This window comes from Vibrio profundi (assembly GCF_005281835.1).
GTDB lineage: Bacteria > Pseudomonadota > Gammaproteobacteria > Enterobacterales > Vibrionaceae > Vibrio > Vibrio profundi.
In genome coordinates this window covers 103,708-117,127 of the sequence record NZ_RZIS01000011.1, presented here as the reverse complement: position 1 = coordinate 117,127, position 13,420 = coordinate 103,708, and the positions used below count along the sequence as shown (strand labels likewise).

10 protein-coding genes are annotated in these 13,420 nt (G+C 42.0%); 7 read left to right on the top strand and 3 right to left on the bottom strand.

Annotated elements, in window-relative coordinates; translation table 11 throughout:
- Window positions 1-5: 5 nt before the first annotated feature.
- Window positions 6-1,754, top strand: coding sequence for a type VI secretion system baseplate subunit TssF (gene tssF / locus ELZ11_RS21000; protein WP_137359332.1), 1,749 nt, complete (start codon window positions 6-8; stop codon window positions 1,752-1,754).
- Window positions 1,751-2,749, top strand: coding sequence for a type VI secretion system baseplate subunit TssG (gene tssG / locus ELZ11_RS20995; RefSeq protein ID WP_137359331.1), 999 nt, complete (start codon window positions 1,751-1,753; stop codon window positions 2,747-2,749). Before tssF ends, tssG begins: the two co-directional genes overlap by 4 nt.
- Before the next feature lie 37 nt (window positions 2,750-2,786).
- On the opposite strand, the gene ELZ11_RS20990 is transcribed toward tssG, so the two are convergent.
- From ELZ11_RS20990 to ELZ11_RS20980, 3 genes are read right to left on the bottom strand one after another with little or no spacing between them, the layout of a single operon-like run.
- Window positions 2,787-3,239: an Lrp/AsnC family transcriptional regulator gene (locus ELZ11_RS20990; protein WP_137359330.1), complete on the bottom strand. Its 453-nt coding sequence runs from the start codon at window positions 3,237-3,239 to the stop codon at window positions 2,787-2,789.
- Window positions 3,240-3,281: 42 nt separating this feature from the next.
- Complete coding sequence (tssM, locus tag ELZ11_RS20985; protein WP_137359329.1) at window positions 3,282-6,674, bottom strand: type VI secretion system membrane subunit TssM; 3,393 nt, start codon at window positions 6,672-6,674, stop codon at window positions 3,282-3,284.
- Window positions 6,675-6,694: 20 nt separating this feature from the next.
- The gene (locus ELZ11_RS20980) at window positions 6,695-8,011 is read right to left on the bottom strand and encodes a type VI secretion system ImpA family N-terminal domain-containing protein (protein WP_137359328.1); all 1,317 of its coding nucleotides are present in this window, start codon (window positions 8,009-8,011) and stop codon (window positions 6,695-6,697) included.
- Between the two features lie 609 nt (window positions 8,012-8,620).
- Between ELZ11_RS20980 and ELZ11_RS20975 the strand changes: the two genes are divergently transcribed.
- Genes ELZ11_RS20975 through icmH form a run of 5 tightly spaced genes read left to right on the top strand, consistent with a single transcriptional unit; the run spans window position 8,621 to window position 13,338 of the window.
- Window positions 8,621-9,223 (top strand): hypothetical protein, encoded by a 603-nt coding sequence (locus ELZ11_RS20975; protein WP_137359327.1) that lies wholly within the window; start codon window positions 8,621-8,623, stop codon window positions 9,221-9,223.
- A gap of 9 nt (window positions 9,224-9,232) precedes the next feature.
- Complete coding sequence (locus tag ELZ11_RS20970) at window positions 9,233-10,720, top strand: type VI secretion system-associated FHA domain protein (protein WP_137359326.1); 1,488 nt, start codon at window positions 9,233-9,235, stop codon at window positions 10,718-10,720.
- On the top strand, window positions 10,713-11,213 hold the full coding sequence (tssJ, locus tag ELZ11_RS20965; RefSeq protein WP_137359325.1) for a type VI secretion system lipoprotein TssJ: 501 nt from the start codon (window positions 10,713-10,715) through the stop codon (window positions 11,211-11,213). Before ELZ11_RS20970 ends, tssJ begins: the two co-directional genes overlap by 8 nt.
- Before the next feature lie 11 nt (window positions 11,214-11,224).
- The gene (gene tssK / locus ELZ11_RS20960; RefSeq protein WP_137359324.1) at window positions 11,225-12,550 is read left to right on the top strand and encodes a type VI secretion system baseplate subunit TssK; all 1,326 of its coding nucleotides are present in this window, start codon (window positions 11,225-11,227) and stop codon (window positions 12,548-12,550) included.
- Window positions 12,547-13,338: a type IVB secretion system protein IcmH/DotU gene (gene icmH / locus ELZ11_RS20955; RefSeq protein ID WP_167494734.1), complete on the top strand. Its 792-nt coding sequence runs from the start codon at window positions 12,547-12,549 to the stop codon at window positions 13,336-13,338. Before tssK ends, icmH begins: the two co-directional genes overlap by 4 nt.
- Window positions 13,339-13,420: the final 82 nt, after the last annotated feature.

Here is a 13,420-nt window from a genome sequence, read left to right as displayed (position 1 = left end):
GTCACTTGAGTAACAGCAAATATTTTCAAGATGAACTGACGTATTTACGTGAGTCAGGCAGTGAATTTGCCAAATACCATCCAAAGTTAACCCATTTTCTTGCAGAAGGAACGTTTGATCCCGATGTAGAACGTCTTTTGGAAGGCTTTGCGTTTCTAACTGGGCGAATTCGCGAGAAAATTGACGATGAGTTGCCCGAGCTTACTCAGTCGCTAATGACGTTACTCTGGCCTCACTACATGCGTTCTGTGCCTTCAATGTGTATCAGCGAGCTTAAGCCTTATACCGGAAGCGTAACCGAGAAGACGGTCGTAAAACGCGGCGCGGAAATGGCGAGTGAGCAAGTTGAAGGGACGCAGTGCCAATTTAGAACCTGTTACGATGTCGATTTATATCCTATCCAAATTACCAACATTGAACAAACGAACAGCCGAACAAGTTCGAGTATAGATGTCACACTATCGACAGAGCACGGGTTAGAACTTTCTCGGATTGGATTGGACACACTCAGATTGCACCTGCACGGCGAGATCCATATCACCAGATCGGTTTTTCTTTGGTTGTTCAGATATCTTGATTATGTCGAACTTGATGTTGGTGGCGGGTACAAACATAAGCTTGGTCCTGAATTTGTTAAGCCTGTGGGCTATGAAGAAGATGAAGCTCTGCTGCCATACAGCAAAAAATCATTTGCTGGTTATCGCTTACTTCAAGAATACTTTTCATTGCCTGATAAGTTCATGTTTTTCGACATCCAAGGGTTAGAGTGGTTAAAAGGTATTCCTCAGCGAAGTACCGTTAAAATGTCATTTCACTTTAAGCGTGCTTTACCATCTGAAGTGGTGTTAAAAGACAAACACTTGCGTTTGCACTGCACACCAGCGGTGAACTTGTTTGATAAAGATGGCGATCCGATTCGCCTCGAACACCGTCGAAATGAATATAAAGTTCGACCACAAAGCACTAACCAAGAACATTATGAAGTCTACTCCATTAATCAGGTCGAAAGTTGGAGTAAGGATGAACGCCGACGCAAGCCGCTAATTGAATTTGAGTCCTTTGAACACCAAATTAACCAGCGAGATAAACGAGAGTTCTACAAGTCTAAAGTAGGTGAAAGAGTGAGTGGACGCGGTCTTGAACGCTACATTTCTTTCCATACACACAATGGTGACATTGCCGAGTTGGGGACTGAAACGGTGTTAATGAAATTGCAGTGTAGCAATGCAGATTTGGCAGAGCGTTTATCTGTTGGCGACATTATCTACACCACTCATAAATCGCCGACTTACGCGACATTCAGCAATATTACCAAGCCAACGCAATCAGTGAGCCCACAAGTGAATGGTGAACTTCAATGGCAGTTGATCGCTAATATGTCACTAAATTACTTGTCTTTGGCAAATATAGACGTACTCAAAGTATTGCTGTCTACCTATGACTTTCATTCTCGCGTTGATCGCCAAGCGCACCGAGCTTCGATTCATCGCCTAGACGGGATTATCTCTTCAGAAATGAAGCCGATTGATCGTGTTTTTAGAGGGGTTTCAGTCAGAGGTAACCAATTTAGGCTCGTTGCGAATTCGAAGTTCTTTGTGAATGAAGGTGACATGTTCTTAATGGCGAATGTGCTTAATGAGTTTATTCGACTTTATTCTAGTGTGAATTCATTTACAGAATTAGAAGTGTTTGATGAAGCAAGTGGAGAAAACTACCACTGGGCAAGCCTAGAGGGGCAGCAAACGATACTATGATTAATACATTGTCAGACAGTACCAATGAATTTAGCTTTTATCAGGCTGTTTCGTTACTAGAAAAGCACTACCAGCTAGAAGCGGGTACCGATTTTGTGGCGGTAGGTGAAAACAAGTATTTTCACCAAGAACGCATCGAATTTAGTGTGTCACCGAAACTGTCGTTTCCCAAGAGTGATATGGACTTTATTACTCACATGGAACGCAATGGTGAGCAATATTCCCGGGTAGAAACCAATTTCCTTGGGTTACATGGTTCGAGCTCACCGCTTCCAGCGACTTACACCGAAAAATTAGCCGGGCGTGATCCGGAAGATAACCCGGTGAAAGATTTCTTTGATTTTTTCCATAATCGATATACGAGCATGCTTTATCGAGTGTGGAAAAAGTATCGCTATCACGTGCAGTATCAGAGTGGAGCGACCGATGCCTTTTCTGGTCGAGTCCTTCATTTAGCTGGGCTATCGAGCGTTATTCAAGAATGTGATGTTGCAGAACTTGATCGAGCGAAAATACTTTCCTATGTGAATCAGCTATCGACTCGTACACGCTCACCTAAACTTATCTCGGGTATTGTCGCGCACTACTTTTCACTGCCAAGTGTGAGAATAGAGGAGTGGGTATTTCGCCGAGTTAATATCGCTGAGAGTCAACGAAACCGGTTGAACCGCTCTAACTGTGTGCTAGGACAAAACTTGCATTTAGGGCAAAGCATCGCCGATTTGAATGGCAAGTTTAATGTGTGTATCGATAACATTGACTTCGCTACATTTAAGCAATTTTCCAATGGCGGTGAACTGCATACAACATTAGTAGGCTTGATGAGGTTTATCTTACGTGATCCCATGTCTTGGGATCTTAAACTTACCGTGAATCTAGATAGCATTCCGGAAAATACATTGGGGCAGGGTAACGGTAATCAGCTAGGCCAGTCACTCTGGCTTGGAAAGCCGTCTTCGCAAGACGCAAAAATAAAAGTTATCGGAAGTATTTAAAAAGCCGCTCAGTAGAGCGGCTTTTTTGGGGTTATGTTTAGCGGCTAATCGGCTGGTGTAGAACCACTGTCGTGTTAAGAGAACGAATGCCTACAAAAGATTCAATTTCATTACATAAGTGGTGAATGGATTGTAAATCTGGTGCCTCGATCAGTGCGATAATGTCATAGGTGCCGCCAACAATACTGGTTAAGCGAACCTCTGGTAGTTCTTTAAGCGCGTTACTTACCTCATTCTTTTTGCCTTTTTCGCAAGAGATCAGTAGGTAGCTTGCTGCTTTTCTTCCTTCATTTTCTACGCGTATTTGCGCAGTGTACCCTTTGATGATCCCTGTTTTTTCAAGTCGGTTGATTCGCTCTGCTACAGCAGTACGGGACAAACCGATATTGCGGGATAAGTTCGCGATAGATTCGCGACCATTCGACAAAAGGTTTGAAAGAATTTTGCGGTCTAATTTATCTAAGCCTTGTAAGTTCATGTTTGACATCATGTGTTTTCTGCCTTTGCTTTTATTTGTTGTTTTTATTAGTAGTTATATCGTTTCTGGAAGCGTGAAGTTGTAAAGTTCAGCTAGAGTAAACGGATTTTTTTGTGTCAGTGGAGTGATTCGTAAGCTTAAATCCCTACCTGACACTTTGATGTCGCTGACGAAGCTGCCGTTATGAGTGTTTGTCAAGGTTGAGTCACCTAGCAACCTGTATATCGCCCATTGACCACTCTTGTTCAGAACGTGCTGTTTACCCTCGTCGGTTACATCTTGGATCGTGATGCTGATATTGAAGTCACCATTTTGAGGTGGCCACTGCAGCTCACGAATTCGGCTCGGACCGTGATAATAGTTAATATCAGCGTCCGCAATTTTTAGGCTGGCGCGAATAGCACTTGAATCTAGATCTAACACTTTCGCGCTGAAAGGAATATTGACGCGGTTAGTGCTCTTGTTGATTAAAGTATCGCGAATAACATTGTAATTTCTTAGCTGAACCAATAGCTCTGGCGAAAGTGGCATGGTTTCACCTTCCACCTCTTTTGGTTGCCATAAATTGGTGTCATAAAATGGTGCAAAATTCTTTTGGATAAAAGCATCCAGCAAGCCACCTGAAGCGAAAAGTAGCTCGAAGTCTTCAATGGATATTTCTTCCGTAGCGGTAAGGTCGAACGGATATTTGTTTAGACCAAGTTCACTGAACTTAGTATAAATTTCACTGTACCAAAGGGTTTGAATACCTTTAGAAGACTCAGAAATCATGACAGACCAACTCTGATTAACCACTCCTAGCAACCAACTTCTAACCGGTTCTGGTGATTTTTGAGCAATCTGCTTTAGGCGAATAATAGGATCGGCATCCGTACTGCTCATTCTATGTGTTGCCGCTGCTAGCGCTGCCATTTGAGGATCAGGCGCATCAGCGATATCTTTCATATATGTACGCACTCGGCTAAGTGCGGTGATTGTTTCATCCCAAGGTGTTGGAGAGTTTGGTGTTTCGCTTATTTGCAATTGGTTCAATAAACGAAATGCTTGCTCTACACGCTTCATTAACAAGTAATCAGGTTGAACAAGTTCTTCTGCAGCAGAAGACGCCGAGTCTACGGCTTCGACTAGCTTAGGGTTCATTTGAGAAAGCAAAGCACTCTTTTCGCCAACAGGTGAGAATTGCGTGTTCGCGTACACTTGTTTGAGTACGGTCGTCATTGGAGATGACGGGCCAGATATCAGATCGATTGCATTGGTGAGTTCACCTACATTGTCATATTGACGCACTTTTAGCTCACTCAAAGCATTACGCCAGTAGCTGATGTAATCATCTGTATACTTTTTGCGTACATCCGCTTTGAATGCATCTTGCTCTTGTGGGGTAGGGATAACATGGTTAGAGAGCCCTAAAACCCAGTTATCACTGATGACTTGCTGAGACATAAGGTCAACACGAGGTCGATAGAAAGTACTAAACCCTGTTGAAGTGTAAACTTTGTCGATAATCAGTTGGCTATTATCTTGCGAATCATTAAAGACGTTATTGAAATCGAACCCGACTGCACGTTGAAGATCTAATGTACCTAAGTCAATTTCATTCGCTTGCTGTAGCAGCCCGGCATAAACAAGATCCACATTTGAATTTGCGAGCAAATTACGTCGAGTTGCTCGGACGATATCCATATTGATAGAAACCGGAGCGAATTGGGTTCGAAAGTATGCATCTAAATAACGCATGACTTCATTAACAACACTAGGCTTGTTACTTAACTCGTTTAGCGTTGTATAAGTCTGTTGACGCAGAAACTGGATATCACGCTTTGGGGCATCCTTGAGCATCAAATACCCTTTTAACAGAGGCAATGAGCGATTTATGTTGTCCTGGTTGTGTGTTAGTTGGATACGGTAACCCTGCTCAATCACAGGCATAAGCTTGTGAGCAATTTCAGAGAGTAAAGCGTGATAAGCAATTTTTGTACTTTCGTCCAATCGACTCACGTTCATTGATAGCAGCTCTTGCTCCAACGCATCAGTCCCACTTAACCAAGCATTGTATGATGGTTGCACCGCTTGATTAGCTTGGATGAGAAGCTTGTCAAAGTCGATTTGCTGTTGTTGGCTTTGCACTTCGTTGTCGATACCAATTAATTGATTGATAACGCGTAGGTTACTGTCTAGCGTCGTGGTAAAAAAATACCCGCCGCCAACAAGCAGAATAAATGATGCTGCAAATGCAAGCCTACTTTGACGTTGAATTAGTCTTAGATAGGTTTTATTTTCACCAGCAAAATCACTTTCAGGTAGAATCTGTGAGTCAATCAAAAATCGACTGAAGTAGGGTGTTTCGGTTAACTGAGTATGCTCTGAGGCGATAATCGGCAAATTGAAGTAGTTGCTGCAACTTTTCGCTAGTAGATTGTACTTTCGTCCACCTTGAAGGCTGGAACAAAAGAAAACTTCTCTCAAATCAAGAGAATATGAACCGGTGTTAACGTCGCATAAGCGTTCAACAACAGCGCCAATCTCTGACTGACACAGTTCAAATTGTTTAGGGAATGAAAGAATAGCCTGCTTTTCCGCAACATCATTGGAATGGGCAGAAGAATCAAGTGCACTGCTTTCCATTACCTTGACTAGGTTTCGGTAGCTGTCTCTATAGTACTCTGTGACAACGCCTTTTGCCTCCTTAAGCGGGATAGAAAGAAACTCGACACTTGTTTTTAATGAACTGAAATGAACGTATTCTTTGAAGCCTTCAAGCTTATCAAGCTTAGACATCATTAAGTACACTGGAAGTGCAGAAGATGTTTTGTCACTGATAGATTGCAGACGTTCTAGTAAAGCGGTCAATGTGTAATCAACCTGTTCAGATTCAGAAACAATCAGAAATTCGAAATCGATGAAAAGCATGCAACCAGAAAATGGTTTTCTTGGACGGTGACGAATCACCTCATCCAAAAATCGGTTCCAAAGTGCACCATCGCTGCTGGATACTTCCTGAAATACCAAGCGTTGATCTGGTTTAATGTAAACCGCGCTATCTGATTCATACCATTCAAAGAAATCATTTTTAGCAGTTCGATTCTTATCCATAGGTTTTATGGCATTAGAATTGGTTAAAAACTGGCTACATCCAGCGTTTTTGTTCCCCACTAACAAATAAATTGGTTTTTTTCCTGCGTTATTAAGTAATGGTCGAAATACCATCGCTAACGCTTCTTCCTCTGTCTCCAGCTTTTGTGCTTTGGTACTGTTTTTCTTTTTGAACCAAAGTGTAACTTGGAAAACCGCATACAGTAACGCTATCGCACTCAAGCCAATCCACAGGTAAGGTTCTGTTGTACTGTCTAGCCAAATTAAGTGTATGGCGACTGCTATAGCCGCTAACAACAGTGCAACCACAGTGGATAATATCACTGGGTTTCTGAAAAGTTTATTTTTGAACATAAGCCTAAATTTCTTTGTAATTAGTTGTTTTTTATAGAATCAACTGACGCTTGTACTTGGTTTATTTTGTATAAGTATGTGTTGAGTAATAGGAGTGAACGATTGAGCTCTACTTGTTTAGATTGTTTTTCGGCATACTCAATACGCCCTAGTAAAGGAAACAACGAGTTACTGTATTCGTAAGCTTTGGTTGAGTACTTATCTGAACCTTTGGCCTTCACGTTGGCAAAAACAGTTCGTGCCGAATTAAAGCGGTTCATCAAGGTTTGAAAATCTTGTTCGAACTGACCACGCTGTTTTTTGAAATTATCTCGTAGCATCAGAGCTGAAGAGGAATCAGGGTAAAGAGATACGAGTTCATCGGTTAGTAGTTCGATGGTGTTCACTTGACTTACTTTTAATGGGTCTAACGCCCAATTTTTTAGCAAAGTATCGAGACGATGCACGACAGAACTACGCAACTTTTCCGAATATGCTTGGTTTTCATAACTCAGTGATTTAACTACACTTTCTAGCTCATAGATTGAAGCTGTATCAATTCTCGTTTGAAGTGTTATGTACGTTTGCTGTTTATAGATAAAATGGGATGCCAAAGCGATAAGCAATAGAGCAACTAACGAGTATATAGCGGCCTTACTCGACTTTGGTTCCTCGCTTGGTTGTTCGACTTTGGTTACATGCGCAGGGGGAGTTGGTGGTTGAATATCAACTTTTATACCACCTTGTGGGGGTACTGGAGTTGAGATTGTTTGTTTTTCCTTCTTCTTTTCTAGCCGTTCGAGTTCACGAACCTGTTGCTCTTTCAGGTCTTCGATCCATTGTTTCAAGATCCGACGAATACGACCTAGTGACGGTGCTTTAATGCCGAAATGTAGTCGTAATTCTTCCTCAATTTTTAAGCAAATCTGATGGGCCGCTTCAATGAGAGGGAGTTCATCCTGGGTTACACTCTCCTTTTTGATTCGCTTTTCAGTGTTTTCTACCATCCACTCGACGGCTCCAATGCGGGCATTAGATTTCGAGTGATCAGGGAAAGCTGTAAACCAGTACACGACAGACAGATCAAGTAAAGAGTTTAACCCTTCCACTAGTCCCTTTAGACCTTCATTGTGAGTTGCGGCGACGGTGTAATAGCAGCTGCAACGGAAGTCTTTACTATGGGAGGTCAGTACTTTTTTTGAAAGAGATTGAACTGTTTTCCAGGATACTCTCCCTGTAACTTTATTTAGGTTGTTTATTTGACGCTTAATTTCATCGAATTCTTCCAAGTTATTGGGGTTTACCCCACTTGGGTTAGTTTCATCGATGGGTCTTCTCGCAAAATCGGTGAAAAACATGTGTATAAATCCAAACTGAACGTTATATAAGAAACAGCTATTTCTATGTCTGAAATATTACCGTTTAGGTGTTTATTTATATTTTTGAGGGATTTTATAGGTAAAAAGAATAAATTAAATAATAAAAATGGCGCTAGAGTGCGAATTTTAACTAAATGTGATGGTTGTCTCGTTATTTTGAGTGGTTAGTATCGGTGAGTCATCATCAAAGTGATTACACTCGCAAAACTACCATTATAATTGTGGATTTATACTGCTTGTATCATTTGTGAGACTGATTCTTGGTGGCGATAAAGTGAACTAAAGTATCATTTTTGTCAGTAAGTAGTGTTTCATGGGTAGGAAGTTCATTAGGTCTTCGTGATGTGAGTAAAAAGCTTTTTTTATAATTGTTCCCTCCCCAAAAAATATAAAAATCATCAATAAAAGACATCGTTATTTACTATTCTGTCAGTTGGCGTGTTTTGTGTTTATATTTATAGTTAAATGACATTTATTGTTAGTTAAATTACCTTATTTATGAAAGTTGTCTGTTGAAGTGTTGAAAATCGAAAGAGAATTGCTATCTTTCGCCACTAATTATTTAAGGGGAACAACCTAGAGGGAATAATGCTAAAGCCAATAAATGTCGGGCTGATCTCAGCCATGTGTCTGTTTTCGTCAATCGCGATAGCGAAGGGAGAACGATATGGTGCTTCAGTTAATATGCTAACGATTGAGAGCATAGAATACGATGAGGGTTCTAGTGGTGAAAAGGATTCTTTACGTTACGGTATCGTCCATACACGACCTATTGATCAGAACAATAATCGTTGGCGTTGGTGGTTAGGCTTTAATTACTTGACCGACTCCCTTGATGCTCCTAGTAACGGTGTTTATCAAGAAGTGACGAATTACGAGTTTCGTATTGTTCCGCAATTCGCATTAGGATCTTGGAGTGTATTTACACCTTATATAGGTGCAGGTTTATCTCTTGGTTATTCCCAGTATTCTGAGCGCTGGAAGGTGGATAGCGAAGGCTTTAAATATGGTGAACAATTAGATGACATCGATCAATTTGAAATGGGCGCTGTCGCCACGGTTGGCACTGTTATCAAACTTGGAAGCAATCCAGATGCTCACCTGCAAATTGTTCCTCAAGCTTCTTACATCTTACCTGTTTACAACGATGGTCTTGGCGGTGTTGAACTTACCGTTTCACTTCTGTTTTAGAGGTCTGTAATGCGTTTAAATCAACTCGTTTTATTTATTTCTAAGTGTCCGGAAGAATATACAGGGACTAAACAGTTTGAAATGCCCGAGAGTGGTGGTTCTATCGGGAGAGACCCTGGCTGTACTTTACCTTTAACAGATCACAATCGTTTTATTTCGGGGACTCATTGCTTAGTGAGTGTTTACGGAAATACATTTTATATTAGTGATGTTAGTACGAATGGTACGCTTGTTAACGGCAATAAAATTTTAAAAAACCAGCCAGTATCGATTTGCGATGGTGACTGCATTAGCTTAGGGCAATATGAAATTGGGATCGTGCTGGAGCAAATCACCGCAACCCAAGATATCGCGTCTGACATTGCGCCAGAGCGCGACTCTACCGACCCATTGATAAATTTGGGAGAAGCGGTTGTTGAAGAAAGTGAGCAAGTGGGATCTCTTGAAGAACTCTTTATGGAGACCAAGCCTGATGAAGTCGATAGCCATGATCCTGTAGCACATTTACAGTTTTCAATGCAGCGTGACGATGATCACTTAATCCGCAACGAACAATTGGATGAATCTGATCCTATCGAAACTATAGAGAGCCATCGTCAGATTGTAGATGATAGTTTTAGTATACATTCGGAGTTTGATTTACCTAACTTGATCCCGGAAGACTGGATGGCAGGTGAAGGTGGGGCAAATATGCCTAACTCAAACTTTTATGAAGAGAGTGAGAAACAAGAAGTAATTGCCCCTACCAAGCGTCTGCAGCCAAAAGATGTGGATGTGGCTCTCAGCCAAACTAACGACCGAGTCGTCAAACACAGTGAAAGGTCAGTTTTACGCGAAGAAGTGGGACAAAAGTGGGAAGAAGTGACCCAACCTTTTGTACCTTCAATGCAAGATGCGGAACCCGATCAAGAGAGGAGTTCGTCGCAAGCCCCGGTAGAGCATGTTGAGAAAGATACTATTTCTCAGCCTGTATATATAGACGAGTCAAACGAGTTAGTCGCCGCCTTTTATGAAGGCTTAGGCGTTTCAGACCCTGAACTGATCAGTAACGATGCCGATTTCTTCAAACAAATGGGGACATCTCTGCGCTTATGTATCGATAATCTTCAAAAAGAATTACGTGAAGTCGAGTCGCTTAAAGACGAGCAAAGCAGCACCCAGCAGGAAGCGAACCTTACGGAACTCATGCTTATTCTAAATAGCCAAGACTTATTAGCACCTCATGAACTAGTTGAACAAATGCTAGATGAGTTAAACGAGCATAATGTAGTGTACAGCAAGGCATTGAATGAGTTGCTTGCTGAACAACTAAAAGCGAGCGATCCCTTCGTATTTGCAGACCAACAAAGCAGAAACTCTCTGTTTACTACTAAATCAAAATTGTGGTCTGGATATACGGAGTTCTATGAACAAAATCGTCGTCAACTACTTGAAAGTTCGGTGAAAAAGCAAATCAAAGATATATACAATAAAACGATTAAGGGAAGTCATGCGTAGCATAGCAATACTCATTGGGTTAGCTCTGCTTTCAGGCTGTTCAATGTGGGACCAATTTAAAGAATCATCGGGGATCACGCCGGAAACATCGTCGATAGAATTAGTTATCGAAGCTTCAGCGATTCTTAATCAGCGAGAGGGTGGGCAATCATCTCCGGTGATCTTGCGAGTTCACGAACTCACTTCCCCTGTACTTTTTAGAAGTTTGGACTTCTTTGCTTTATTTGAAAATGACAAAGCATCTTTAGGTGATGAATATATCAAGCGTTACGAATACCAACTACAACCTGGAGATTCTATAACCGAACTACTCGTCCTTGATCCAGCGACTAGGGCGGTAGGATTCTCTGTGGCGTTTCGAGATATCAACGGATCTTCATGGCGTAAAGTGGAAGTCATTGAAGAAAAGAGCGAGTACTTTTTAAGGCTCAAGTTAGAAGGCAGTGAGCTGTCGTCAAACAATACTCGTGGTATTGAGCAAGTTTACTTTTAAAGGATAGATACATGTCTTTATACAATCCAGTTGTTTGGCAAGATGGAATGTTTATGAAGCCTCAGCACTTTCAACAGTTAGATCGTTCTCAAAGTAAACAGTCTAATATGCTGAGTTCTTATAGTTCTCCGCTCCATTGGGGGATCAAACGCTTAGAGATCAATAATGAACTTTTAGCGCTCGGAAAAATTGGTATCACTCGCGCGGAAGGGATCTTACAAGATCGCACGCCATTTGATTTACCTCTCCTAGCCGAGTTACCAGAAGTAAAAGACGTTGACCCTTCGATAGCCGATAAAGTCGTTTACTTATGTTGCCCATTACCTTCTGAGCGTTCAGAACTGTTTGGCTCAAAGAAAGACGGTGCGCGTTACAACATGGAACCTCAAGAAGCGGTTGACTCTTGCTACGATTCTGAAGACATGGCAAACATCGTTGTCGGTAAGCTCAACTTCCGCTTAATGTACGACCACGAAGATAAAAGTGCTTACACGTCTATTCCAATTCTAAAGATATCGGAAGTCAAACCTGACGGTAGCGTTATCTTAGACGACAGTTTTATTCCCACATGTATTGATATTCATGCATCCGTCGTCTTGAACAAGTTTGCGACTGAATTTGCTTCAATGCTTAAGCACCGTGCTGAATCAATCGTTCATCGATTAGGTGTGGTTGACCAACAAGGCGTATCTTCAGTTTCTGACTTTATGTTGCTTCAAGCACTGAATCGCTATGAACCATTATTTTGGCATTTCGCGAGTGTTGAAGGCGTACACCCTGAATCTTTTTATCGCACGCTTTTACAAGCGGAAGGCGATTTATCGACGCTCTGCTCTGCTTCACGCCGTCCACAAGAATTCAGTAAGTATAATCACGGTGATTTAACATCATGCCTGTCGCGCACGTTAGACAGCGCGAAGATGACACTAAGTGTGATGTCTGAACAGCGAGCAGTACCACTTACATTGACCGATCAGAATTATGGAATTCAAACTGCACCAATCACAGATAGCAAGCTGGTGGATAACACCACGTTCATTCTGGCGGTGAAAGCGGATGTGACGTTAGATGTGCTTCACACCCAATTTGTTAGCCAAACTAAGATAGGCTCAATCGACAACATTCGTGATTTGATCAACTTGCAACTGCCAGGAATCGAAATCAAACCTATGCCTGTGGTGCCTCGGGCTCTGCCATACCATGCGGGTTACACCTACTTTGAATTAGACAAAGTTTCGGAAGAGTGGGCAGCGCTTAAGAACACAGCGGCGATTGCGGTTCATGTAGCAGGTGACTTTGCGAATCTATCATTGCAACTATGGGCTGTTCGTCTATGAGTTACGCCGAAACCGATGTCACGGTAGTTTTATTCCAGCCAGAGCCAGGCAAGCCGATGGAGGTGATGCCTGCGCCAGACTTATCCCGCAATATCTCGGTTCGAAACTTAAACATCGAGAACATGGGCGTGAATCCGCTGGTCGACCAATTCACGTGGTTGATCGCCAGTTTGTCTTGTATGTCTTCTATCCCATGGCTTGATGACCCAATGCCTTTTCGTGAGCAAGTCGCACGTGAAATTCGCAAAGGGGAGCGCAAGCTAAATGAAATGGAGCTCGATCGCGCGTCCATTTTGGTGATTCGATACTGCTTATGTGCCGCCATTGATGAGTCGGTGTGTCGACAAGAGTGGGGCGCAAACAGTTTTTGGAGCCAAAACAGCTTGCTGTCTGAGTTTCACAATGAAACCTCTGGCGGTGACAAGTTCTTTATCATTTTAGAGCGTTTGAAAGCTGACCCACGAAAGTATCGCCATGTGATTGAGTTTTTGTATTTACTACTTCAACTAGGTTTCCAAGGCAAATATGGGCGTGAAGAACGCGGTAACGAAAAGCTAGCAGAAATTGGCAGCACCATTTATCGCCTAGTACGTGACGATCGCTTAGCAGAACAAGAAAAGGTGTCTCTGGTTAACTTAAAAGCCAAGTATCTGAAGAAACCGCTAAAAAGAGTGGTTTCACCAAAATTGATCTTGGGTTTTAGTGCGCTCACTTTCGCAGTGATGTATGTAGCAACCTATGTAGTGATTGATTTGAAATTTCAGCAGTTACTCGAAGTCTATCAATAAGCGTTTGAGCTCATAATGAGATCTTGTGCCAGATTTTGGTGCCTTAGTTATTTCACCTAGCCTTATGGTGATTTTACCTACC